This is a genomic window from Phenylobacterium sp., assembly GCF_037189685.1.
In the GTDB taxonomy this organism is placed as follows: domain Bacteria; phylum Pseudomonadota; class Alphaproteobacteria; order Caulobacterales; family Caulobacteraceae; genus Phenylobacterium.
The window spans coordinates 62,262-84,930 of the sequence record NZ_JBBCIT010000008.1 but is presented as its reverse complement, the minus strand read 5'-3'; the positions used below and the strand labels follow the sequence as shown (position 1 = coordinate 84,930).

The following is a 22,669-nucleotide window of genomic DNA, read 5'->3' as shown; positions in this document are numbered from 1 at the left end:
CCCCCCCCCCCCCCCCCACGCCGCCCCCCCACACCTTCAATGCAGCCGGAACTCCCCCGTCACATGGCGCCATTCCCCCGGCGCGATCAGCTTGCGATGGGTGAAGCGCACCGAATGCAGCGGACCCTCGATGTTCTCCTGCCAGAACTCGATGAAGCGGAACAACTCGGGATAATCCGGGGCCAGATCGTACTCCTGCCAGACGAAGCTATTGAGAACGTTACGATAATCCGGCATCCGATAGAGCAGCTCGGCCGTGGTCAGGCCATAGCCTTTCAGCATCAGTTCGGTCTCGCTGCGGTCTTCCAGTCGGGACATCGACACCTCCTTTGCAGTCCCCCTGACGACATAACAGCGACAAACGGGTTAAGTTTCAACGAAAACAATATGTTGTCACTCACCGGCAATGGCTGACAACGCGCGCCGCCGCCCGGCATTGCCCCCATACCTTGCGTGGTCTATAAGGGGGCGACCCCAGATACAGCGCCCGCGCAGGACTTGATATCGCAGATGAGCGACGCCCCGGAAGATACCGACAACAAGGACGAATCCCCGCGGATGCCCCACCCGGGCCCCCAGGTGGACATCGCCGGCGAGATGCGCACCGCCTATCTCGACTACGCGATGAGCGTGATCGTCTCCCGCGCCATTCCCGACCTGCGCGACGGGCTGAAGCCCGTGCACCGGCGCATCCTCTTCCACATGGGCGATCAGGGCTACACGCACGACAAGTCGTTCCGCAAGTCGGCCAAGCCGGTGGGCGAGGTGATGGCGAACTATCACCCCCACGGCGACGGGGCGATCTACGACGCGCTGGTGCGGATGGCGCAGTGGTTCTCCATGTCGCTGCCGCTGATCGAGGGCCAGGGCAACTTCGGCTCGATGGACGGCGACCCGCCGGCGGCCATGCGCTATACCGAGGCGCGGCTGGAAAAGGTGGCCCGCGCGCTCCTGGACGACATCGACAAGGACACCGTCGATTTCCAGCCCAACTATGACGGCAAGGAGCGCGAGCCCACCGTCCTGCCCGCGCGCTTTCCCAACATGCTGGTCAACGGCGCCGAGGGCATCGCGGTGGGCATGGCCACCCGCATCCCGCCGCACAACCTGGGCGAGGTGATCGACGGCACCCTGGCGATGATCGCCAACCCCGACATCAGCACCGAGGCGCTGATGGAGATCATCCCCGCCCCCGACTTCCCCACCGGCGCGATGATCCTGGGCCGCTCGGGCGTGCGCAAGGCGTATTTGGAGGGGCGCGGCTCGGTCATCATCCGGGCCAAGACCCATGTCGAGGAGATCCGCAAGGACCGCTTCGCCATCGTGGTGGACGAAATCCCCTATCAGGTGAACAAGGCCACGATGATCGAGCGCATCGCCGAGGCGGCGCGCGACAAGCGGATCGAGGGCATCTCGCACGTCGCCGACGAAAGCGACCGCACCGGCATCCGCGTGGTGGTGGAGTTGAAGCGCGACGCCACGCCCGACGTGGTGCTGAACCAGCTTTACCGTTTCACCACCATGCAGGTCTCCTTCGGCTGCAACATGCTGGCGCTGAACGGCGGGCGGCCCGAACAACTGGCCTTGCGCGATTTCCTCAGCCATTTCATTGCCTTCCGCGAGGAAGTTGTGGCGCGGCGCACCGCGCATGAACTGCGCAAGGCGCGCGAGCGCAGCCATATCCTCTGCGGCCTCGCGGTCGCGGTCTCGAACGTGGACGAGGTGGTGCGCACCATCCGCGCCTCGGCCGATGCCGCCGAGGCGCGCGAGCACCTGATGACCCGCCGCTGGCCGGCGGCCGAGATCGCCGACTACATCCGCCTGATCGACGACCCCACCCATACGGTCAACGAGGACGGCACCTACAACCTCTCCGAGGCGCAGGCCCGCGCCATTCTGGACCTGCGCCTGCAACGGCTGACCGCGCTGGGGGTGAAGGAGGTCACCGACGAGCTGGCCGAATTGGCCGGCAGGATCAAGGACTTCCTGGCCATTCTTGCCAGCCGCGAGCGGATCATGGCCATCATCTCGGACGAGCTGACCGAGGTGAAGACCCAGTTCGCCGTCCCCCGCCGCACCGAGATCGCCGAATGGGGCGGCGACATGGAGGACGAGGATCTGATCGAGCGCGAGGACATGGTGGTCACCATCACCTCGGGCGGCTACATCAAGCGCACGCCGCTGGCCGAGTTCCGCAGCCAGAACCGCGGCGGCAAGGGCCTGGCCTCGATGGCGACCAAGCAAGACGATGTGGTGACGACGCTTTTCGTCGCAAACACGCATACTTGGCTCTTGTTCTTCACAACCGATGGCATGGTCTACAAGCTCAAGACCTGGCGCCTGCCGCTGGCGGGGCGCACCGCGCGCGGCAAGGCCATCGTCAACATCCTGCCGATCCAGGCCGGGGTCTCGATCGCCGCGCTGATGCCGGTGGACGTGCCCGAGGCGGAATGGGCCAGCCTGCAGATCGTCTTCGCCACCTCGGACGGCGACGTGCGGCAGAACGACCTGTCGGACTTCACCAACGTGCTGAGGAACGGCAAGATCGCCATGAAGCTGCCCGAGGGCGTCAGCCTGGTGAACGCCGCCATCGCCGACGAGAACGACGACGTGATGCTGGTGACCGCCGGCGGGCGCGCGATCCGCTTCTCCACCACCGAGATCCGGGTGTTCAAGTCGCGCGGCTCGACCGGCGTGCGCGGCATCCGGCTGGCCGAGGGCGACCGCGTGGTCTCGATGTCGATCATCCGCCATTTCGAGGCCACGCCCGAGGAGCGCGAGGCCTATCTGCGCCAGCGCCGGCTGATGGCGGGGGTGACCGAGGAGGAGGCCGACGAGGAGGAAGAGGCCGTGGCCGCGGGCCAGCTCTCCCCCGAGCGCTATGCCACCATGTCGGCGGCCGAGGATCTGATCCTGACCATCACCGCGGGGGGGCTGGGCAAGCTGTCCTCCAGCCACGATTATCCGGTGCGCGGCCGCGGCGGGATGGGGGTGCGCGCCACCGACGCGGCGCTGCGGGGCGGCTCGCTGGTCGCCTCCTTCCCCGTCGAGATGACCGACGAGATCATGCTTGCCACCTCCTCCGGCCAGTCGATCCGGGTGCCGGTGGACCAGATCCGCTTCGGCTCGCGCTCGGCGGGCGGGGTGAAGGTGCTGAACACCGGCGGCGAGGAGCAGGTGGTCTCGGTGGCCCGGGTGGCGGAACAGGGCGAGTAGGTTTTTCCTATAGCCGTGAGCGGGATGGCAGAGGTTCTTCACATCGTCGGCGGCGGCATGGCGGGCTCCGAGGCCGCCTGGCAGGCGGCCGCCATGGGCGTGCCGGTGGTGATCCACGAGATGCGCCCGCGGGTGGGCACCTTCGCCCACCGCACCGGGATGCTGGCCGAGATGGTCTGCTCCAACTCCTTCCGTTCCGACGACCACGAACGCAACGCGGTGGGGCTGCTGCATTGGGAGATGGAGGCGGCCGGGGGGCTGATCATGCGCAGCGCGCGGGCGCATAGGCTGCCCGCCGGCGGCGCGCTGGCGGTGGACCGCGATCCCTTCGCGGCGGAGGTGACCGCAGCGCTGCGCGCCCATCCGCTGATTTCCGTGTCGGAAGAAGAGGTTGCCGAGCTTCCCTCATCCGGCCACTGGATCGTCGCCACCGGCCCGCTGACCTCGGGCGCCCTGGCCGAGAGCATCCGTGCCGCCACCGGGGCCGAGAGCCTGGCCTTCTTCGACGCCATCGCCCCCATCGTCTATGCCGAGAGCATCGACATGGGCGTGGCCTGGCGGCAGAGCCGCTACGACAAGGGCGAGACCGAGGCGGAACGCACCGCCTATATCAACTGCCCGCTGGACCGCGCGCAGTACGAAGCCTTCATCGACGCCGTGCTGGCCGCCGACACGGCCGCCTTCCACGAGGGCGAGACGGCCGGCTATTTCGACGGCTGCCTGCCCATCGAGGTGATGGCCGAGCGCGGGCGCGAGACCCTGCGTCACGGCCCCATGAAGCCGGTCGGCCTCACCAACGCCCACAGGCCCGGGGACAAGCCCCATGCGGTGGTCCAGCTCCGGCAGGACAACGCGCTGGGCACGCTATGGAACATGGTGGGCTTCCAGACCAAGCTGAAGCATGGCGCCCAGACCGAGATCTTCCGCACCATCCCCGGGCTGGAGAAGGCGGTCTTCGCGCGGCTGGGCGGGCTGCACCGCAACACCTTCATCAACAGCCCGCGCCTGCTGGACCGTTCGCTGCGGCTGAAGGCCCAGCCGCGCTTGCGGTTCGCGGGCCAGGTGACCGGCGTCGAGGGCTATGTGGAGAGCGCCGCCGTGGGCCTTCTGGCCGGGCGGTTCGCCGCGGCCGAGCGCCTGGGCCGCCCCATCGACCCGCCGCCAGCGACCACGGCCCTGGGCGGCCTGATCGGCCACATCACCGGCGGTCACGTGGAAGGCGGCGCGAGATCGTTCCAGCCCATGAATATCAACTACGGGCTCCTGCCCCCGATGGCGCCGCCGAAACGCGACGCCGAGGGACGCCGCCTGGGCGCCAAGGAGAAGACGCGAGCGAAGAAGCGGATGATGGGCGAGCGCGCCCTGGCCGACCTCGCCGCCTGGCGCGAAGGCGCCAGGGCGGCCGAACCCGCCTAGGCTCCGCGCAGCTCAGATTCGACCGCGGGCGACGGCCCAGGTCACCCGCAGGCGCTTGCCCAGTTCGGTGCGCGCCGGATGCAGGGCCAGGGCGGCGTGGGCCACGGCCGGGAACGCGCGCATCCCCAGCCGGCGCGCCCCGGCCCTTGCGCCGGCGGCAAGGCCCGCCGTCGGATTCGGGGCTAGATTCGGGTCACGTCGTCCGATCGCCCAGACGGCGCCGGCGTCCACCGCCGCATCCGACGGTCCGCGGGGGTCGAGGATATGCGCCACCGCCTCGGCCGCCCGCCCCGCGGTCTGCCGCGCCCAGTCCAGAGCCTCGGTCGCCGTCATGGGCGTGGCGTCCAGTTCGCGATAGCGGCCGTCGATCATCGTCTCCAGCGGCGTCCGCGGCAGGCCGTGGCGCGCCACCACGGCCGCCAGCGCCTGGGCGGTCGGATGATGACGGACATGACGTCCCTCGTAGATCTCGTCCAGCGCCTCGCGCCACCACGTCAGGCGAATCTCGCCCAGCAGCGGGTTCGAGGCCACGCGCGGCGCACGGGCCAGTTCGTGATCGTAGGCGTAGATCGCGACCGCATCGGCCCGCAGGCCGACATCGGCCACGAACCGGCTGGAGAGCCAGCGGTCGGGGTCCGTACGGCGGATCAGGTCGTCGAGGTCGTCGCTCATGATCCCGAAACGAAAGTGGAGCGCGAAACGAAAAAGGCCCGCCACGAGGGCGGGCCTTCCCGATGGATCGTCCGGGCCTAGCCGAAGATCGTCTGACTCATGGTCATGGTGACCAGCATCGGCACCGACAGCAGCGTGTTGATGCGCGAGAAGATCATCGCCTTGCGGCCTGCGGCAGCCTTGGCGTCGGCGTCGCCGTCCACGATGCCCAGCGCGATCTTCTGCGCCGGCCAGATGAACGCCCAGACGTTGAAGAACATGATCGTGGCCAGCCACATGCCCAGGCCGATCAGGGTGATCTGCGGGTTGGCGAAGCCGCTCAGCGCGCCCAGGCTGAAGGCGTCGAACAGATAGCCGCGCAGATACGCCAGGATCACGCCCATGACCCAGGTGGCCAGGGCGGCGTAGCGGAACCAGAACAGCGCCTCGGGCGCGATGTACTTGGAGACCGCCGGCTTCAGCTCGGCCGGGATCTCGGGCATCTTCCGGATCTGGACGAAGTTGAAATAATACAGCAGCCCGATCCAGAGGATGCCGAAGAAGGTGTGGAGCCAGCGCGCCACCGCCGTCCAGAAGATCTGATCCGCGCCGCCGCCGCTGTGCGCCGCGTAGCCGCCGACGATGACCAGCGCCAGCACGAAGCTGACGATCATCGTGTTGCGGAAGTTGGAAAGTAGTCCTGCCATCAACTTGCCCTCGTGAATCCCTGCCCTGGCGTGGAGGTATAGGGCCATTCGCGGCCCTTCGGAAGCTGACGCTCAGACAGCGATCAGCGCGGCCGCCAGGCGCCGGCCTTCCGACGTCAGCAGATTGTAGAGCCGGGCCGCAGCGGGGGTATCCATGAATTCCAGGCCGATACCGGCCGCCTGGAGACCCTCGCGCACGCCCCGGGGCGGCAGGGCGTTGCGCGCGCCCACGCCAAGCAGGACGAACTCCACCTCCGACGCGCCGGCCGCCAGGACCGGCTCGAAGTCCGCCATCGTCAGGTCCGACAACGCCCCGACGGGCCAGCTCCGCGGCTCGTCCCGGAGGATCAGCACCGACCCCTCGTGCCGCGCGCCCGACAGCCGGAATCCCCCGCCGCCATAGGCCTCGATGACCGGGGCGTCGCGGGCCACCGCGTCAGGGCCGCGCGTCGAGGGGCTTGGCGGCCTCGGCCTCGACCTCCTCGCCGCGCTTGACGCCGAGAAGGAGAACCACCGAAGCGGCGATGTAGAACGACGAGTAGGTGCCCACGATGATGCCGAAGATCATCGAGATCGAGAATCCGAACAGGGTGTCGCCGCCGAAGGCCGCCAGCACGCCCAGGGCCATGACCCCCGTCACGCCGGTGATGATCGTCCGCGACAGGGTCTGGTTGATCGAAAGGTCGATGACGTCGGCCAGCGACATGCGCTTGTACTTGCGCAGGTTCTCCCGAACGCGGTCGAGAACCACGATCGTGTCGTTCACCGAGTAGCCGATGATGGTCAGGATCGCCGCCACGGCGTTCAGCGAGAACTCCATCCCGGTCACGGCGAACAGGCCGAACGTCAGGATCACGTCGTGGAACAGCGCCGCCATGGCGCCCAGGCCGAACGTCAGGCCGAAGCGGAACCAGATGTACACCGCCATCAGGCCGATGCCGAGCAGCAGCGCCAGGACGCCGTTGGTCAGCAGCTCGCCCGACACCTTGGGGCCGACCACCTCGGTCCGCACGAAGTTGACCGGGCCCAGTTCGCGGGTGAGCGCGGCCTTGACCCCCTCGGAGACGGCGTTCGCATCCTGCCCCTCGGGGCTCTCGAAGCGAACCAGGACGTCGTTCGGACTGCCGAACGCCTGCACCTGGACGTCGCCCAGGCGCATGTCCGACAGGGTCGAGCGGATCTGTCCGATATCGGCGGGCTGGACCGTCTTCAGTTCCAGGACCGTGCCGCCCCGGAAGTCGACACCGCAGTTCAGTCCGCCGCACGGCGGCTTCAGCGGCAGGACGGTGACGGCGAGCGAAGCCAGGCTCACGAGCACGGACAACCCCAGCGCCAGCTTGGCGTAGCGCATGAACCGGAAGTTGGTCTGGACCGGCAGCAGCTTGATGAACGGCCACCAGCTCGAACGGGACTTGCTCATGGGCGGACTCACACGATCGGAAGGGTCTTGGGCCGCGCGACCTTCAGCCAGACCGCGAGCAGCACCTGGGTGATCAGCACGGCCGTGAAGACCGACGTGAACACGCCGATGGAGAGGGTCCAGGCGAAGCCCTTCACCGGCCCGGCGCCCAGGCCGAACATGATGAGCGCGGCGCCCAGATTGGTGATGTTGGCGTCGAGGATCGTCAGCATGGCGCGCGCGAAGCCCGCGTCCATGGCCGTTATGATGGTTCGTCCCGCGCGGATCTCGTCACGCATGCGCTCATAGATCAGCACGTTGGCGTCGACGGCGACCGCCAGCGTCAGGATCAGGCCGGCGATCCCCGGAAGGGTCAGCGTCGCCTGGGTCAACGACATGGCGGCGACGATCAGCAGGCCGTTCACCAGCAGCGAGATGATCGCCACCCCCCCGAAGAGGAAGCCGTAGGCCAGCACCATGAAGGCCAGCACCAGGACGAACGAACCGACCGCCGAGACCTGGCCGGCGGCGATGGCGTCGGCCCCCAGTTCGGCGCCGACGGTCCGCTGCTCCTCGACGTTCAGGCGGGTCGGCAGGGCGCCGGCGCGAAGCACCACGGCCAGGTCGTTCGCGGTCTGCGGCGTGAAGCTGCCGCTGATCTGCCCCGAGCCGCCGGTGATCGGCTCGTTGATGTTGGGCGCCGACATGATGCGGTCGTCCAGCACGATGGCGAAGCGCTTGCCGACGTTCTGGGTGGTGACCTGTCCGAAGCGACGCGCGCCGGTGGAATTGAAGCGGAAGTTCACGACCGCCTGGCCGGTCTGCTGGTTGAAGCCCGACTGGGCGTCCGTCAGCATCTCGCCGGTGATCAGCGATCGGCGCTCGACCACCAGCATCCCGCCATCGTCGCTGGGCAGCAGCAGGCGGCCCGGCGGCACCCGGCCGGCCATCGCCGCGGCGACGTCGGCCGTCTCGTCCACCATATGGAAGGTCAGCTTGGCGGTGCGGCCGAGGATGGCCTTCAGGCGCTCGGGATCGCTCTCGCCGGGGGCCGCCACCACGACGCGGTTGACGCCCTGGCGGACGATCGTCGGCTCGCGGGTGCCCAGTTCGTCGATCCGCCGGCGGATGATCTCGATGGACTGCTCGACCGCCTTGGCGGCCTCGGCCGAGAAGGCCTCCGGTACGAACTCGATGCGCAGGCGCTGGTTGCCGCGGTTGCTGACGGTGACGTCGCGGCCGCCCATGACGCCCATCAGCGCGTTGCCGATGTTGTTCCGGAGGAGCGTGAGCGCCGGCGTCACCTGGCCCGCGTCGTTGATCCGCAGGTTGATGCCGCCATCCACCACCGCCAGTTCCGAGAACGCGATGTCCTCGCCGCGCAGCGTCGTGCGCACGTCCTCGGCCATGTTGGCGAGCCGCTCGACGCGCAGCGCCTCGGTGTCCACCTCGAGCAGGAGGTACGAGCCGCCCTGCAGGTCCAGCCCGAGGTTCAGCGTGTTCTTCGGCATGAAGCCGGGAAGGCTGTCCCGCACCGACTGCGGCAGGGCGTTGGGCAGTGCGAAGAGCACGCCGAACACCACCGACAGGACGACGAGAATGACCTTCCAGCGCGAAAGGGTCAGCATCGGAAGGGGGGTCCCTTAAGGGTCTCAGGCCTTGGAATCGTTGGCGGGCGCGGGTTCGCCCTTGGCGCGGACATCGGCAATCATCGACTTCACCACCTTGACGGTCACGCCCGAGGCGACTTCGACGCCGACTTCGGTGTCCTCGACCCGCACCACCTTGCCCAGCATGCCCGAGGACAGCACCACCTGGTCGCCGCGCTTCAGCGCCTCGAGCATCGAGCGGTGCTGCTTCATCCGCCGCTGCTGTGGCCGGATCATCAGGAAATAGAACAGGACGACCAGCGCGATCAGCGGCAGGAAGTTGATCAGCATCGCCTCCATGCCCCCCGGGGCGGCGGCTCCGGCGGCTTGGGCGTAGGCAGGGGTCGCGAACATCGTCTCTCCGAGAATTTCGCCGTCTGTGGGCCGCGGGCGCTCCCGCATATGGGCGCCCGCCAAAGTCGGCGGAAGCTATGCTCAGCGCCCTGCTTTTGCAATGGAACGGGACCGTGTGATAGGCGCCACGCCATGCAGAGCGACACCGCCCCCTTGCTGGCCCGCATCGCCGAGGCGCTGGAACGCCTGGCGCCCCCGCTTCCCGCGCCGCCCGCGTTCGACGCGGCGCGCCTGTTCCGGCACGATCCGGCCACCGGCGCGTTTCACCCGGCCCCCGATTATCCGCTGAGCCTCGAGAGCCTCGTGGGCGTGGACCGGCAGAAGGCCCGGTTCGTCGAGAACCTGGATCGTTTCGCCCGCGGCGTGCCCAGCAACCACGCCCTGCTGTGGGGCGTCCGCGGGACGGGCAAGAGTTCGTTGGCCAAGGCCGCCTTCATGGCGGTCGCAGCCGAGCGGACCGACCTGAAGCTCGTGGAGGTGGACCGGGACCAGGTGACGGCGCTGCCGGCCCTGTTCGATGTCCTGCGCGCGCGGGCCGAACACTTCGTGGTGCTCTGCGACGACCTGTCGTTCGAGGAAGGCGCGGCGGCGGCCAAGGCGCTGAAGTCGGCGCTGGAGGGCGGCGTCTCGGGGCCGCCGGCCAATGTCATGTTCGTGGCGACCTCCAACCGCCGCCACCTGATGCCCCGCGGCCACCAGGAAGACCGCGGGATGCTGGCGGCGAACGAAGACGCCGAGGAAGAAGTCAGCGTCTCGGACCGGTTCGGCCTCTGGATCGGCTTCCCGCCGATGGACCAGCCGACCTATCTCGCCGCGGTCGCAGCCTATGCCGAGCGGTTCGGCCTGAGCACGCCGGACATGGAGCGTCGCGCCCTGCAATGGGCGCAGCTCCGCGGCTCGCGCTCGGGCCGCGTGGCCTGGCAGTTCATCCGCGACCTGGCCGGCGAGCAGGGCAAGGCCCTGCCCCTCTGACGCGGCCGCTCAGCGCGGCAGGACCAGGTTCGGGTCGATCGGACGCGCGCGTTCCTGCGGATTGGGCGCGTACCGGATCTCGAAGTGGAGCTGGGGCTCGGACACCCCGCCCGTGGCGCCGGCCTGGCCGATCTGCTGGCCCTGGGTCACCTTCTGCTGCATCCGGACATCCACCCGGCCCAGGTGGCCATAGGCCGTGACCCAGCCGTCGTCGTGCTTGACCAGGACGAGGTTGCCGAAGCCCGGCACCTGGTCGCCGGCATAGACCACGTCGCCGTCGGCCGCCGCGCGGACCGGCTCGCCCGCCCCGGCGCGGATGTTCAGGCCGTCGTTGCGCGGCCCCTGACCCCGCCCGCCGAAGTTCGAGATGATCGCGCCCCTCAGCGGCCAGATGAACAGGCCGCGGCCCATCTCGGCGATCTGGACGTCGGAAGGCGGCGGCGTGGGCGTCGGCGCGCCCGCCACGCCGCCCGGCGGCGTCTGGTACGGCTGCGGACGGTCAGGCAGGCCTGACGTCGGTGGGCGCGGCGGTGGACGCGAAGGCTGCGCCACGGGCGGCGGGGTTTCGGAGGTCGGCGTCGTCGTGGGGCGTCCCGGCGCGGGAGTCGGCGCGGGCGCGGGCGCCCGCACGGTCGTGGTGATCGGGCCGCGGTCGCGGTAGCCTGCCGGCAGCGTGAGGCGGCGTCCGACGGCCAGGCCTGCGCCGCGGCGCAGGCCGTTGGCCGAGCGAAGCTGGGCCTCGGTGACGCCGAATCGACGCGCCACGTCCGCGACCGTGTCGCCACGCACCGTCACATAGGCCTTGGCGGTGCTGCCCGGCCCCCGAATCGTCTGGCCCGGTTGCAGGGTGTAGGGCGCCTTCAGCTTGTTGATGCGCGCCAGCTCGGCGACCGTGCTGTCGAGACGCCGGGCGATGCGGTCCAGGTTGTCGCCAGCCTTCACCTTGTAGGCTTCGCCAGGGACCTGGACGTCAACCACGCGGCCGGTGACGAGGCGCGTGGTCGTGGTCCGCTCGGCGTCGGTGGCGGCGGGCGGCGGGCGCGACGGGCCTGCCGGCGGCGGTTCGGGCGCGACCTGGGTGCGGGACGCCAGCCGTTCGGCCAGCTCAGCGTCCTCGTCGGGCGCCGGCGCGGGCGCGGACGCGCCCTGGCCCGGGATGCGCAGCGTGCGCCCGGCCATGAGCTGGGCGCCGTCCGACATGCCATTGGCGGCGCGGATGGCGTCGACCGTGACGCCGAAGCGCACGGCCAGGCCGAACAGGGTGTCGCCCGGTTGGACGCGGTAGCTCTCGCCGGCGCCAGGGGTCGGAGCCTGGGCCGGGCGCTCGGCCGGACGGGCGCGGGCGGCCGGCGACGCGGCGTTGGGATTCCTGAGCACCTGGCCCGGTCGGATGCGATAGGGCGAGCTGAGGCCGTTGGCCCGCGCCAGGGCCTGGACGTCGGTCCCCAGCCGCTGGGCGATGCCCGCCAGCGTATCGCCGCTGCGCACGGTGTAGGTCGCCGGTCCGCCCCGGCCCTGCGCGCGGGCGGCGACGTCCTGGCCGGTCGGCGCCAGGGCCAGGACTGGAGGTTCGGCGCGCGGCGCCCCAGCCCGGTGCGGGGCGACCGGACGGGCCGCGGCGGGCGCCAGCGGCGCGAGCTCCGCCGCCTGGACCGGCGTGGTGGCCGTGGGAACCGTGGGCGAGGCGCCTGGAGATTCGCCGGGAGCCTGGGCAAGCCCGGCAGGCGGCGCGACCGCAGGATGAGGCGGGACCTGAACGAGCGGCGTGTGGATCGGATAGCTGGGGCTGGCGCAGGCGGTCAGCGCCGTACCCGCCAGGAGGATCAGGGCCGTGCGTTCGAGGGGAAGAGTCATCGCCGCTCCGGGGGTCGTTATCAGAATCAGTCGGGGGCTGCCGGATGATGGCGGCGAGCCGGCGCCCCCGCCAACCCGCCCACCGAACACGAAAAGGTCAGAGTTCCTTGGCCACGCCGTCCAGCAGCGGGACGAAGCGGACGTCGATCAGATCCTCCACCGCAAAGCCCCCCTGCCCGTCGCCCACGTACCGCCGCAGCACCTGCACCGGTCCGCGGCCGATCGGCGCCACGAGGATTCCGGCCGGCTTGAGCTGGGCGAGCAGCGCCGTGGGCTCATCAGGCGCCGCGGCTGTGACCATAATGCGGTCGAACGGGGCCTGTTCGGGCCACCCTTCGCCGCCGTCGCCGAAGCGGGTGATGATGTTGGTCAGCGCCAGCTCGCGGAACCGCGCCTCGGCCTCGCGCATCAGCGTGCGGTAGCGCTCCACCGTATAGACCAGCCGCGCCAGCTTGGAGAGGATGGCCGTCTGGTAGCCGCTGCCGGTGCCGATCTCCAGCACCCGGTCGCGCCGGTCGATCTTCAGCGCCTGGGTCATCAGGCCCACGACGAAGGGCTGGCTGATGGTCTGGCCGCAGGCGATGGGCAGGGCCGAATCCTCGAAAGCCCGGTCGCGGAACAGCTCCTGCGTGAACAGGGGCCGCGGCGTGGTCTCGATGGCCGTCAGCACCTTGGGCTCGGTCACCCCCTGGGAACGCAGCGCCAGGACGAGGCGCGCCATCTGGGTCTCGGGCGGGTCGATCGGCTCGGCCATGCGTCAGACCTTCGGCGGCACGCCGCCGAGCTGCCCCTTCAGGTCGCGCAGGGTCGCGTTGTGGGTGAGGTCGATGTGCAGGGGCGTGACCGAGATCTTGCCATCGTACAACGCCCTCAGGTCGGTGCCTTCCGGCGGGCTGGAGCGCTCCTGGCGGAAGCCGACCCAGTAGTACTCCTTGCCCCGCAAGTCGGTGCGCTTCTCGGCGTGGCGGACGTGGACGTCCCGGAAGCCCTGCCGCGTCACCTCGACCTCGTGGATCTCCTCGACCGGCCGGTTCGGGAAGTTGATGTTCAGCACCACGTCACCCGGCCAGCCCAGCTCGACCAGCCGCTTGACGATCCCGGGCCCGAACGCCTCGGCAGCCTCGTACGAGGCGCCGGGCTCGTAGAAGCCCATCTGGGAGAGCGCGATGGCCGGGATGCCCAGCGCCATGCCCTCGATGGCGCCCGCGACCGTGCCCGACATGGTCACGTCCTCGGCCAGGTTCGCGCCCCGGTTCACGCCCGACAGGACCAGATCGGGCCGCGCCCCCTGGACCAGCTCATGCACTCCCAGCATCACGCAGTCCGTCGGCGTGCCGGTGGTCGAGAATTTGCGCTCCGAGAGTTTGCGGATGCGGATGGGCTCGTCGAGCGTCAGGGCCCGGCTGGCGCCCGACTGTTCGTACTCGGGCGCCACGATCCAGACGTCGTCGGACAACGCCCGCGCGATGCGTTCCAGCGCGTCCAGGCCCTCGGCGTTGATGCCGTCGTCGTTGGTGACCAGGATGCGCATCACCCCCGTCCCCCGATGTGCGTCACGCCGGGCATGTAGGGGTGCAGGGCCTGCGGAACCGCGATGCGGCCGCCCTCGTCCTGGTAGTTCTCCATGATCGCCACCAGCGTGCGGCCCACGGCCAGGCCCGAGCCGTTGAGCGTATGGACGAACCGCGTCCCCTTCTCGCCGGCCTTCTTGGTCCGCGCGTCCATGCGCCGGGCCTGGAAGTCGCCGCAGTTCGAGCACGAGCTGATCTCGCGGTAGCGGCCCTCGGAGGGGAGCCAGACCTCCAGGTCGTAGGTCTTGCGGGCCGAGAAGCCCATGTCGCCGGCGCACAGCAACATGGTGCGGAACGGCAGCTCCAGGCGCTTCAGCACCGCTTCGGCGCACCCCACCATCCGCTCGTGCTCGTCGTCCGACTGCTCGGGGGTGGTGATCGAGACCATCTCGACCTTCTGGAATTGGTGCTGGCGGATCATGCCGCGGGTGTCGCGGCCCGAGGCGCCGGCTTCGGCCCGGAAGCAGTGGGTCAGCGCCGCGAGCCGCACCGGCAGCTCCTCCTCGGGCGTGATCTGCTCGCGCACGAGGTTGGTCAGCGACACCTCGGCGGTGGGGATCAGCCAGCGCAGCTCGGGCGCCTCGCTCGGGTCGGCGACCGCGCGCGCGGTCTCCAGTCCCGGGAAGGCCGCGAACTGGTCGTCCGTGAACTTGGGGAGCTGGCCGGTGCCGAACATCGTCTCGCTGCGCACCAGGAGCGGCGGCGCCACTTCGAGATAGCCGTGATCGCGGGTCTGCATGTCCAGCATGAACTGCCCGACGGCCCGTTCAAGCCGCGCCAGTTCACCCTTCAGGACCACGAAGCGGGCGCCGCTCATGCGGGCCGCCGCCTCGAAGTCCATCAGGCGAGACGCCTCGCCCAGGGTCGCGTGGTCCTTCGGCGCGGCGATGGCGAAGGGTTCGCCCCAGCGCCGCACCTGGACGTTGTCGGTCTCGTCGGCGCCCGGCGGCACGTCCGGCGCCGGCAGGTTCGGAAGCGCCGAGACGATCGCCCGGAGCTGCTCGCCGACGGCCCGCTCGGTCTCGGCATGCTCGGCCAGCGCGCCCTTCAGCGCCTCGACCTGGGCCATGAGGCGCTGCGCTTCGGCTTCGTCCTTCCGCGCCTTGGCCTGGCCGATCTTCTTCGAGGCGTCGTTGCGCTCGGCCTGCGCCTGCTGGCCGGCGGTCTGGGCGGCGCGCAGGCGGGCGTCCAGGTCCAGGATCGCGGCCACGCGGCCGGACGAGCCCTTCGCCGCCCAGGCTTTCTCGTAAAGCTCAGGGGTTTCGCGAATGGCTCGGATATCGTGCATGGGCGCCGCTGAGGGAGGTGGGAAGCGGTTTCTCTAGAGCGCGTCGGAAGGCGGGCCAAGCCCTCCTCCCTCCCTTAATGGGGAGGGACAGGCCGCATAAGCGGCCAGGGTGGGGCAACAGGGTCTGGAATTGAGAGGTCGAGCAGGATCGCCACTCCCCCACCCGTCTCCCCCGGACCAAGTCCGGGGTCGCCACCCTCCCCATTAAGGGAGGGAGGTAAGCTCCGTGCCGGGCGCTTCGTCGGCCTTCCTGCGGCGCAGCTCGATGAGCTTCACGCAGCCGATGGAGACGAAGTAGAGCCCGACGATGGGAGTCGCCAGCAGCAGTTGGCTGATCGGATCGGGCGGCGTGACGATGGCGGCGACGACCACCACGCCGAAGACGGCGTAGCGCCAGCCCTTCATCAGCATCTGCGAGTTCACGATGCCGGCCAGCCCCAGCAGGGTCAGCACGACCGGAAGCTGGAAACAGAGGCCGAAGGCCAGCAGCAGCGTCGTCACCAGGGTCAGGTAGTCCGACACCTTCGGCAGCAGTTCCACCGCCACGCCCGCGCCCATGATCTGCTGGCTGAGCGAGAACCACAGCACGAACGGCAGGATGATGAAGTAGACCAGGGCCGCGCCCAGCAGGAACAGCAGCGGCGCTGCGAAGAGGAACGGCAGGAAGGCCCGCCGCTCGCGCTTGTAGAGGCCGGGCGCCACGAAGGCGTAGACCTGCCACGCCAGGATCGGGAACGTCAGCACCACCGCCCCGAAGCCGGCCAGCTTCAGCTTGGTGAAGAAAAACTCCAGGGGCGCTGTGAACATGAGCCGCAGGTCGCCATCGGCGGCCGGCGCCTCCTTGATCCCCGTCAGGACGAAGAGCAGGTCGAACGGCCCCGCCCCGCCCCCGTGGCCTTCCTTCGAGGCGGCGTAGATCTGGGCCGCCATTTTGAAGGGGTGCAGCAGGAACTGATAGATCGGGTCGGCGAAGGCGAAGCACAGTGCGAATCCGGCGACCACCGCCGCCACGCAGACGATCAGGCGCTTCCGCAGCTCGATCAGGTGATCCAGCAGCGGCGCGCGGGACGCCTCGATCTCGGCTTCGTCGCGGTCGTAGTCGCTCACGCTCCGCCCTCGACGATCCCGGCCGACCGGCGGCGCGGCCTTGACGCCGCTTCCGAAGCCCCGTCCACGGTTCCGGAGGTCTTGCCGGCCGTCTTGCGGGCTGAGGCCTTGGCGGTGGAGGCCTTGCGGGCCGCGGGCTTGGAGGCCGCCGCTGCGGGCGTCGCTCGCTTCACCGTCCTGGGCGACTTGGCCGACTTGGAAGACTTGGCCGCTTTGGGAGACTTGGGCGACGCCTTCGCAGCGGCCGCAGGCTTGCGGCGCGTGGACGGCGTCTTCGCGGGCTCGGGCGCCCCGGCCGGAGCCTCCGAGATCTCCAGCGGCGGCTGCGGGGCGTCGTACGCGTAGCTCGCCGGCGGATTGAGCTGCACGCCCACGTCGCCCAGGCTGGATTCGATCTCGCTCACGGCGGACCGCATCTCGCCGCCCACATCGCCGATGGCGCCGAACTGGCCGCGACGCATGGCTTCGACCTCCTTGCGCAGGTCGTCCAGTTCGGACTGCCGCGCCATTTCATCGAAGCTGGAGCGGAACTCGGCCGCCATCCCCCGCAGCTTGGCGGTGAACTGGCCGAGCCTGCGCATCATCACGGGCAGGTCCTTGGGGCCGATCACGACGAGCGCGACGACCGCGATCACCAGCCACTCGAGACCGCCGATTTCCGGGAGCATCAGGGACGCCTAATGAGAAGCGCCGGCCCCATCAAGGCGGCCGGCGCGAAAAGCCGTGACCGGCGCAGCCTCAGCCGCGCGCGCTGTCCTTCTCGTCCTGGGGCAGGCTCTTCTTGGCCTCTTCCGGGGGATCTTCGTTCTTCAGGCCGTCGCGGAAGGCGCGGATGCCCTTGGCCGTGTCGCCCATCAGGCTGGAAATCTTCCCCCGGCCGCCGAAGAGGACGGCGAAGACGACCACCACGAGAAGGATGTGCCAGATGCTGAGTGCGCCCATGCGCGGAACTCTCCCTGGGCGAAACCTGCGGCCCCTGCGCCGCGCGCCCATTCAATCGCCTATATAGTCGCGACGGGCCGGCCAAGCCAACGCCCCGTCGCCGCACGCTTGCGCGATCAGCGCGGATCGTCCTCGGCGAGGAAGTCCACGTGGAACTCCGGCGCATCCGGCTCCAGGGGGTCCTCGTCCGGCGCCGGCGCATCGGGATTGGGCGCCGCGAAGTCCGGCGGCAGGTCCAGGGCCAGGAGGCCGGCGGCCTTCATCTCGGCCATTCCCGGCAGGTCGGCGAGGCCGGCCAGGCCGTAGTGCTCCAGGAAGGCGTCGGTGGTGCCGAAGGTGACGGGGCGGCCCGGCGTGCGCCGCCGCCCGCGCATCCGCACCAGGCCGAGCTCCAGGAGGACGTCCAGCGTGCCGCGGCTGGCCTGCACCCCCCGCACCGCCTCGATCTCCGCGCGGGTGACCGGCTGGTGGTAGGCGATGATGGCCAGCGTCTCCTGCGCCGCCCGGGAAAGCCGGCGCGGCTCGTCCCGCTCCTCGGTCATCAGCCAGGCGAGGTCCTGGGCAGTCTGGAATCGCCAGCCGCCGGCGACCTGGGCCAGCACGACGCCGCGCCCCTCGTACCGGCCGGCGAGGTCGGCCAGCGCGCCGGCGATGTCCGCCCCCTCGGGCAGGCGCCGCGCCAGGTCGCCCTCGGTCAGCGGCCCGGCGGCCGCGAACAGCAGCGCCTCGATCTCGCGGGCGGTCTCGCGGAGATCGGTCATGGCCAGGCTCTCCACGCCGGGCAAGCGCGCCGCAGGCGCAGTCCTTCAAACACGAAGACCACGAAAACCACGAAGATCTCCAGGAAGCCTCGGGATACGCGGCCTCCTTCGTGGTCTTCGTGTCCCAAAGGGCGCTGACGCCCCCACCGTAGTGACACAGGAAATCTCATGCCGCCTCCGCCCCCTTCCGGGCGCGCAGGTAGATGTCGGCGAAGGCTTCGAGCTGGCGGGCCTCCATCGCCCCCTCCTTCACCAGCTCCAGGCTGGCCGAGAGCGTCGAGGCCACATAGCTGGCGCGGGTCGGCCCCGCCGTGGGCGTTCCCATCGGCGCGACGCCGGCCAGGGGCGTCCAGCGATCCAGGTCGGGCAGCAGGCGGCGCAGGCGGTCGCGGGCGTCCTCCAGCGGATAGGCGGCCGGCGGCTTGGGCTTGTAGCTGCGCTGGGCCTCCTTCTGGCGCTGGGCGATATAGGCGCTCATCAACCCGTAGAGGTCGCCTTCGAGGCGTCCCGACGGGACGATCCGGATCGCCTCGGGATCGCCGCGGCCGAAGACGTCGCGGCCCAGCAGGGGCAGCCCGGCCAGCCGTTCCGACGCCGTGCGCATGGCCTCCAGCTTGGCCAGGCGGAACGCCAGTCGCTGGGCGATCTCCTCGGCCGCCGGCTCCTCGGCCTTGGGACGCTCGGGCTTGGGCAGCAGCAGGCGCGACTTCAGATAGGCCAGCCAGGCGGCCATCACGAGGTAGTCGGCCGCCAGCGAGAAGCGGCGCCGGCGCGCCTCCTGCACGAACGCCAGATACTGCTCGGCGAGCTTCAGCACCGACAGCTTGAGCAGGTCGACCTTCTGGGTGCGCGCCAGGGCCAGGAGGACGTGCAGCGGGCCTTCGTAGCCGTCGATGTCGACGATCAGCGCCTCGCCGTCCTCGGCGGCCGTCGCCGCGGCGTGGAAGTCGAGCGTGGGCTGGAACGGGCCGCTCATGCCGCGAACCTTCCCCCGAACGCGGCGTCGAAGCGAGCCCGCGATTCCGGCGCGTCGAACGGTTCCGGCACGCGCGGCCGCCGCGCCAGCGCCGCCCGCGCCCGGCGCGCCGAGGCGCCGCGAAGGCGGCCCGCGCCCGCGGCCACCTCCCGCATGCCCGCCAGGTCGCCGGCCCCGTGCAGGACGACGTCGCAGCCCGCGGCGCGGGCCGCCCGGGCCCGCTCTTCCAGAGGCCCCGACAGGGCCTTCATGCCGATGTCGTCGCTGATCAGCAGGCCCTCGAAGCCGATGGCGCCGCGGACGGCCCCACGGATCGTGCGGCGAGACAGCGTCGCCGGCCGCCGGCGGTCCAGCGCGGCGAACCGGACATGGGCCGTCATCCCCATCGGCATGTCCGACAGCGCGCGGAACGGGACGAAGTCGCGCGCCGACAGTTCGTCGAGCGAGGCCTCGACCACCGGCAGGACCTCATGGCTGTCCGCCCGGGCGCGCCCGTGTCCCGGGATGTGCTTGACCACCGGCAGGACGCCCCCCGCGATTAGGCCCTCGGCGGCCGCCCGGCCGAGGACCGCGACCACGTCGGGATCCTCGGCGTAGGCGCGGTCGCCGATCACCCCGTGGGCGCCGGCCCCCGGCGTGTCGAGCACGGGCAGGCAGTTCACGTCGACGCCGACGGCGGCGAGGTCGTGGGCCATGAGCCGCGCGCCCAGCCGCACGAGGTCGCGCGCCGCGGCCAGGTCGCGGAGCCGGGGAAAGTCCCCGGCGGCCGGGTAGCGGCGCCAGTGCGGCGGTCCCAGGCGCTGGACCCGACCGCCCTCCTGGTCGACCAGGATCGGCGCGTCGGCCCGCGCCACCGCGTCGCGCAGGGCGCCGGTCAGCGCCCGCACCTGGTCGGGCGCGCCGATGTTCCGGGCGAAGAGGATGAACCCCCAGGGCCGCGCCTCGGCGAAGAACGCCCGCTCGTCCCCTGTCAGGACGGTCCCCGAACAGCCGAGGATGCAGGCGCCGACGGTCACCGGACGAAGCAGCTCTTTCCGGCCGCCTTGAGCCGGTCGCAGAAGGCGGCCGCATCGCTTCGCGAGGCGAAGCCCGTGACGGCGGTGCGATAGAGGGTGGCGCCGTCGCGTTCGATCTTCTCCACGCTCTTGCCCTTGCCGGCGGCGAGGCCCGGCGCCGCGGCCACCGCCTCGTTCCAGGCCCGGTCGGCCAGCGCGGTCGAGGACACCGCCCCGATCTGCACGGCGGCCCCGCCGGCGACGGCCTGCGCCTTGGGCTGGGGCGCCGTCTTGGGCTCGGCCGCCGCGACCTTCTCGGGCGGCGGCGCGGGAGCCTTCTGAACCGGCGTCGACGCAGCCGGAGCGGGGGCCGCCTTCGGTGCGGCGGGGATCGCCGGCTTCAGCGCCTGGGCGGTCTCGGCGGGCGGCGGCCCGGCGGGTTTCACGGGCGGCGCCTGGGCCACCACCACCGGGGTCGTCGGGCGTGGCTGCGGCTGTTCGGGCGGTGGCGTGAACTTGGGCTCGGGCAGGGTCTCGAGCGGCGCCGTGGCGTCGGACTGGTAGATCTGCAGGCCGGCCGCCGGGTCCTGGGGCTGGGCTTCGGCCGGCGCGGGGGCCTTCAGCTCGGCTACCGGCGCGCCGACCACCGGCGGCGCGTCGCCCGCCTGCCGGACGCCCGACTGGTAGAACCAGAAGATCGCGGCCACGAGACCGGCCAGCACCAGCACGCTCAGCACGAGGGTCAGCGGCAGAGGCCGCGCGCCGCGTTCGGGCTGGCGCGGGTCGAAGCTCAGCGGCGCGTCGGCATGGGGGGGCGCATAGGCGCCGCGCTCTGGGTCGGACATGGGCCGCTCCGAAGGATCGAGGCGCGAATCGCACCCGTTCGGTCACAGTCTATCCAACCCGCTGCGGGCCGCAGTGTGGCGCCGCGCGGAAACCTGTGGGCGGACCTCAGAGCCCGTCCAGGCCCGAGGTGTCCATCCCGTAGCGATGGAAGATCGAGCGGAACTCGCGGCGCTCGTCCGCCGAGATCGCGCCCGGACGTAGCTGGATATGGAGATCGTGGCCGCGGCTGGACACGCGCTGCACGGCGCGGATGCGCTGCATCCACCAGAAGAACGCCTCTTCGTCGCCCCGGGAGTGGAACATGGGGCCGCGGACGACCAGCGCCTCCATCCGGTCAGCTCCAGATGTCGAGATGGAACAGCTTGCGATGCTCCTCGATGGCGAAGCGGTCGGTCATGCCGCCGATGTAGTCGCACACCACCCGCGCCCGCCCGGCCTCGTCCCGTCCCTGGGCGCGGGCGTACCATTCGGCCGGCAGCACGTCCGGCTCGGCCATGAAGAGCTGGAACATCTCGGCCAGAATGCGGCGCGCCTGGCTGCGGGTGCGGTTGACCTTCCAGTAGCGGTACATCCGCTCCATGAGGAAGTGGCGCAGGGCGGCCAGGTCCTCGACCATGTCGCGCGAGAAGGCGACCAGCGCGTGGCCCAGCATCCGGACGTCCTCCGGCGCGCCCACCCGGCCCGCTTCGGCCCGCCGCCGCGTCTCGGACATCACGTCGTCGACCATCGCGCCGATCATGCGCCGCACCGCCTCCAGCCGCACGATGCCCGGTTCGCAGCCAGGATAGTCGGCCCAGGTGCTCTTCACATGGGGACCGATGAGCGGAATCTCGGCCAGCTCGTCCAGGCCGAACAGCCCGGCCAGCACGCCGTCGTCCACGTCATGGTTGTTGTAGGCGATGTCGTCCGACAGGGCCGCCACCTGGGCCTCGGCCGACGCCCAGGTGTCCAGGCGCAGGCCATACTCGGCGTCGAACTCCGAGATGGCGCTCCACGACGGCTTGGCGAGCTGGTCCACCACCGGGCCGTTGTGCTTGATCACCCCCTCCAGGGTCTCCCAGGTGAGGTTCAGGCCGTCGAAGCGCGGATAGCGGCGCTCCAGCTTCGTGACCACGCGGAACGTCTGCACGTTGTGGTCGAAGCCGCCGAAGCTCTGCATCTGCACCTGCAGCTCGTCCTCGCCGGCGTGGCCGAACGGCGGATGGCCCAGGTCGTGGGCGAGCGCGATCGTCTCGGCCAGGTCGGCGTCGAGACCCAGAGCGGTCGCGAGCGACCGGGCGATCTGGGCCACCTCCAGGCTGTGGGTCAGCCGGGTGCGGAAGTGGTCGCCCTCGTGGGCCACGAAGACCTGGGTCTTCTCCTTCAGCCGGCGGAAGGCTGTGGAGTGGATGATGCGGTCCCGGTCGCGGGCGAAGTCGGTTCGGGTGCGGCTGGCGTCCTCGGGAACCTTGCGGCCACGCGACGCAGCGGGACTCTCGGCGTAGGCGACGCGGGCGGGGTTGAAGGCGGCCATCGAACGGTTCTGTCTGGCGGCCTCTTGGTCGAAGCCGGGAAGGCCCTCATATAGTCCAGGCCCACAATTCGTCTAAGCACCCGTGAGCATGAGCCCAGACTGAGCATGAGCCCAGACAACGCTTCCGGCGTCACCCTTTCCCCCGCCGCCGCCCGGCGGCTCCAGGCCATCGGCGCCCGCGAGGGTCGCTCCGTGATGCTGCGCGTCGCGGTGGAAGGCGGCGGCTGTTCGGGCTTCCAGTACCAGTTCGACCTGGTCGAGGAGGCCGCGCCCGACGACCTGCGCATCGAGCGCGACGGCGCCGCGGCCCTGGTGGACGAGGTGTCCCTGGCCTTCCTGAAGGGCTCCGAGATCGACTTCGTGGACGAACTGGCCGGCGCCGAGTTCCGTGTGCGCAACCCGAACGCCAAGTCCAGTTGCGGGTGCGGCGTCAGCTTCTCGATCTGAACCCG

Annotated in this window: 23 protein-coding genes and 1 pseudogene; 4 read left to right on the top strand and 20 right to left on the bottom strand. The window is 70.5% G+C overall.

The annotated features are described in order from the left end of the window. Positions 1–36 precede the first annotated feature (36 nt). The gene (locus tag WG212_RS05875) at positions 37–309 is read right to left on the bottom strand and encodes an usg protein (RefSeq protein WP_337186147.1); all 273 of its coding nucleotides are present in this window, start codon (positions 307–309) and stop codon (positions 37–39) included. Between the two features lie 201 nt (positions 310–510). Between WG212_RS05875 and gyrA the strand changes: the two genes are divergently transcribed. After that, positions 511–3,216, top strand: coding sequence for a DNA gyrase subunit A (gene gyrA, locus WG212_RS05870; protein WP_337186145.1), 2,706 nt, complete (start codon positions 511–513; stop codon positions 3,214–3,216). 24 nt (positions 3,217–3,240) lie between these two features. Continuing rightward, positions 3,241–4,632 (top strand): methylenetetrahydrofolate--tRNA-(uracil(54)-C(5))-methyltransferase (FADH(2)-oxidizing) TrmFO, encoded by a 1,392-nt coding sequence (gene trmFO, locus WG212_RS05865; protein WP_337186144.1) that lies wholly within the window; start codon positions 3,241–3,243, stop codon positions 4,630–4,632. A 12-nt stretch (positions 4,633–4,644) separates the two neighbouring features. Here the strand turns inward: trmFO and WG212_RS05860 are convergent, their stop codons facing one another. The 6 genes from WG212_RS05860 to yajC form a co-directional block, all read right to left on the bottom strand. Further along, complete coding sequence (locus WG212_RS05860) at positions 4,645–5,304, bottom strand: squalene/phytoene synthase family protein (protein WP_337186143.1); 660 nt, start codon at positions 5,302–5,304, stop codon at positions 4,645–4,647. A 77-nt stretch (positions 5,305–5,381) separates the two neighbouring features. After that, the gene (locus WG212_RS05855; protein ID WP_337186142.1) at positions 5,382–5,990 is read right to left on the bottom strand and encodes a urate hydroxylase PuuD; all 609 of its coding nucleotides are present in this window, start codon (positions 5,988–5,990) and stop codon (positions 5,382–5,384) included. A gap of 72 nt (positions 5,991–6,062) precedes the next feature. Beyond that, positions 6,063–6,422, bottom strand: coding sequence for an Mth938-like domain-containing protein (locus WG212_RS05850; RefSeq protein WP_337186141.1), 360 nt, complete (start codon positions 6,420–6,422; stop codon positions 6,063–6,065). 4 nt (positions 6,423–6,426) lie between these two features. Further along, positions 6,427–7,410: a protein translocase subunit SecF gene (gene secF / locus WG212_RS05845; protein WP_337186140.1), complete on the bottom strand. Its 984-nt coding sequence runs from the start codon at positions 7,408–7,410 to the stop codon at positions 6,427–6,429. An 8-nt stretch (positions 7,411–7,418) separates the two neighbouring features. Further along, positions 7,419–9,017, bottom strand: coding sequence for a protein translocase subunit SecD (gene secD, locus WG212_RS05840; RefSeq protein ID WP_337186139.1), 1,599 nt, complete (start codon positions 9,015–9,017; stop codon positions 7,419–7,421). Between the two features lie 24 nt (positions 9,018–9,041). Continuing rightward, the gene (yajC, locus tag WG212_RS05835) at positions 9,042–9,392 is read right to left on the bottom strand and encodes a preprotein translocase subunit YajC (RefSeq protein ID WP_337186138.1); all 351 of its coding nucleotides are present in this window, start codon (positions 9,390–9,392) and stop codon (positions 9,042–9,044) included. A 132-nt stretch (positions 9,393–9,524) separates the two neighbouring features. On the opposite strand from yajC, the gene WG212_RS05830 reads away from it, so the two are divergent. Then, complete coding sequence (locus WG212_RS05830) at positions 9,525–10,364, top strand: ATP-binding protein (protein WP_337186137.1); 840 nt, start codon at positions 9,525–9,527, stop codon at positions 10,362–10,364. 9 nt (positions 10,365–10,373) lie between these two features. On the opposite strand, the gene WG212_RS05825 is transcribed toward WG212_RS05830, so the two are convergent. From WG212_RS05825 to WG212_RS05765, 13 genes and pseudogenes are all read right to left on the bottom strand, one after another. Continuing rightward, positions 10,374–12,218: a LysM peptidoglycan-binding domain-containing M23 family metallopeptidase gene (locus WG212_RS05825; RefSeq protein ID WP_337186136.1), complete on the bottom strand. Its 1,845-nt coding sequence runs from the start codon at positions 12,216–12,218 to the stop codon at positions 10,374–10,376. Positions 12,219–12,315: 97 nt separating this feature from the next. Then, positions 12,316–12,972: a protein-L-isoaspartate(D-aspartate) O-methyltransferase gene (locus tag WG212_RS05820; RefSeq protein WP_337186135.1), complete on the bottom strand. Its 657-nt coding sequence runs from the start codon at positions 12,970–12,972 to the stop codon at positions 12,316–12,318. 3 nt (positions 12,973–12,975) lie between these two features. Further along, positions 12,976–13,749 carry a 5'/3'-nucleotidase SurE gene (gene surE, locus WG212_RS05815; RefSeq protein ID WP_337186134.1) on the bottom strand — a complete coding sequence of 258 codons (774 nt, stop codon included), beginning with the start codon at positions 13,747–13,749 and terminating at the stop codon, positions 12,976–12,978. After that, positions 13,749–15,077 (bottom strand): serine--tRNA ligase, encoded by a 1,329-nt coding sequence (gene serS / locus WG212_RS05810; protein ID WP_337186133.1) that lies wholly within the window; start codon positions 15,075–15,077, stop codon positions 13,749–13,751. The genes surE and serS overlap by 1 nt, the downstream gene beginning before the upstream one ends. 204 nt (positions 15,078–15,281) lie before the next feature. After that, on the bottom strand, positions 15,282–16,184 hold the full coding sequence (tatC, locus tag WG212_RS05805) for a twin-arginine translocase subunit TatC (protein WP_337186132.1): 903 nt from the start codon (positions 16,182–16,184) through the stop codon (positions 15,282–15,284). 443 nt (positions 16,185–16,627) lie between these two features. Continuing rightward, a pseudogene (gene tatB, locus WG212_RS05800) lies at positions 16,628–16,852 on the bottom strand (Sec-independent protein translocase protein TatB); the annotation flags it as partial. A gap of 70 nt (positions 16,853–16,922) precedes the next feature. After that, on the bottom strand, positions 16,923–17,126 hold the full coding sequence (locus WG212_RS05795; RefSeq protein WP_337186131.1) for a twin-arginine translocase TatA/TatE family subunit: 204 nt from the start codon (positions 17,124–17,126) through the stop codon (positions 16,923–16,925). A 116-nt stretch (positions 17,127–17,242) separates the two neighbouring features. Then, entirely contained in the window at positions 17,243–17,887 is a 645-nt protein-coding gene (gene scpB / locus WG212_RS05790; protein WP_337186130.1) for an SMC-Scp complex subunit ScpB, read from the bottom strand. A gap of 166 nt (positions 17,888–18,053) precedes the next feature. Continuing rightward, on the bottom strand, positions 18,054–18,863 hold the full coding sequence (locus WG212_RS05785) for a ScpA family protein (protein WP_337186129.1): 810 nt from the start codon (positions 18,861–18,863) through the stop codon (positions 18,054–18,056). Then, positions 18,860–19,879, bottom strand: a complete 1,020-nt coding sequence (gene nagZ / locus WG212_RS05780; RefSeq protein WP_337186128.1) for a beta-N-acetylhexosaminidase — start codon at positions 19,877–19,879, stop codon at positions 18,860–18,862. The genes WG212_RS05785 and nagZ overlap by 4 nt, the downstream gene beginning before the upstream one ends. Next, positions 19,876–20,703 carry an SPOR domain-containing protein gene (locus WG212_RS05775; RefSeq protein ID WP_337186127.1) on the bottom strand — a complete coding sequence of 276 codons (828 nt, stop codon included), beginning with the start codon at positions 20,701–20,703 and terminating at the stop codon, positions 19,876–19,878. The genes nagZ and WG212_RS05775 overlap by 4 nt, the downstream gene beginning before the upstream one ends. Positions 20,704–20,809: 106 nt before the next feature. Next, positions 20,810–21,034 (bottom strand): hypothetical protein, encoded by a 225-nt coding sequence (locus WG212_RS05770; RefSeq protein WP_337186126.1) that lies wholly within the window; start codon positions 21,032–21,034, stop codon positions 20,810–20,812. 4 nt (positions 21,035–21,038) lie between these two features. Beyond that, complete coding sequence (locus WG212_RS05765) at positions 21,039–22,217, bottom strand: deoxyguanosinetriphosphate triphosphohydrolase (protein ID WP_337186125.1); 1,179 nt, start codon at positions 22,215–22,217, stop codon at positions 21,039–21,041. A 105-nt stretch (positions 22,218–22,322) separates the two neighbouring features. Between WG212_RS05765 and erpA the strand changes: the two genes are divergently transcribed. Further along, positions 22,323–22,664, top strand: a complete 342-nt coding sequence (erpA, locus tag WG212_RS05760; RefSeq protein ID WP_337186124.1) for an iron-sulfur cluster insertion protein ErpA — start codon at positions 22,323–22,325, stop codon at positions 22,662–22,664. Positions 22,665–22,669: the final 5 nt, after the last annotated feature.

Coding starts and splice junctions, on each gene's coding strand:
- gyrA (WP_337186145.1), top strand. CDS start 511: ATGAGCGACGCCCCGGAAGATACCGACAACAAGGACGAATCCCCGCGG.
- trmFO (WP_337186144.1), top strand. CDS start 3,241: ATGGCAGAGGTTCTTCACATCGTCGGCGGCGGCATGGCGGGCTCCGAG.
- WG212_RS05860 (WP_337186143.1), bottom strand. CDS start 5,304: ATGAGCGACGACCTCGACGACCTGATCCGCCGTACGGACCCCGACCGC.
- WG212_RS05855 (WP_337186142.1), bottom strand. CDS start 5,990: ATGGCAGGACTACTTTCCAACTTCCGCAACACGATGATCGTCAGCTTC.
- secF (WP_337186140.1), bottom strand. CDS start 7,410: ATGAGCAAGTCCCGTTCGAGCTGGTGGCCGTTCATCAAGCTGCTGCCG.
- secD (WP_337186139.1), bottom strand. CDS start 9,017: ATGCTGACCCTTTCGCGCTGGAAGGTCATTCTCGTCGTCCTGTCGGTG.
- yajC (WP_337186138.1), bottom strand. CDS start 9,392: ATGTTCGCGACCCCTGCCTACGCCCAAGCCGCCGGAGCCGCCGCCCCG.
- WG212_RS05830 (WP_337186137.1), top strand. CDS start 9,525: ATGCAGAGCGACACCGCCCCCTTGCTGGCCCGCATCGCCGAGGCGCTG.
- WG212_RS05825 (WP_337186136.1), bottom strand. CDS start 12,218: ATGACTCTTCCCCTCGAACGCACGGCCCTGATCCTCCTGGCGGGTACG.
- WG212_RS05820 (WP_337186135.1), bottom strand. CDS start 12,972: ATGGCCGAGCCGATCGACCCGCCCGAGACCCAGATGGCGCGCCTCGTC.
- surE (WP_337186134.1), bottom strand. CDS start 13,749: ATGCGCATCCTGGTCACCAACGACGACGGCATCAACGCCGAGGGCCTG.
- serS (WP_337186133.1), bottom strand. CDS start 15,077: ATGCACGATATCCGAGCCATTCGCGAAACCCCTGAGCTTTACGAGAAA.
- WG212_RS05795 (WP_337186131.1), bottom strand. CDS start 17,126: ATGGGCGCACTCAGCATCTGGCACATCCTTCTCGTGGTGGTCGTCTTC.
- scpB (WP_337186130.1), bottom strand. CDS start 17,887: ATGACCGATCTCCGCGAGACCGCCCGCGAGATCGAGGCGCTGCTGTTC.
- WG212_RS05785 (WP_337186129.1), bottom strand. CDS start 18,863: ATGAGCGGCCCGTTCCAGCCCACGCTCGACTTCCACGCCGCGGCGACG.
- WG212_RS05775 (WP_337186127.1), bottom strand. CDS start 20,703: ATGTCCGACCCAGAGCGCGGCGCCTATGCGCCCCCCCATGCCGACGCG.
- WG212_RS05770 (WP_337186126.1), bottom strand. CDS start 21,034: ATGGAGGCGCTGGTCGTCCGCGGCCCCATGTTCCACTCCCGGGGCGAC.
- WG212_RS05765 (WP_337186125.1), bottom strand. CDS start 22,217: ATGGCCGCCTTCAACCCCGCCCGCGTCGCCTACGCCGAGAGTCCCGCT.
- erpA (WP_337186124.1), top strand. CDS start 22,323: ATGAGCCCAGACAACGCTTCCGGCGTCACCCTTTCCCCCGCCGCCGCC.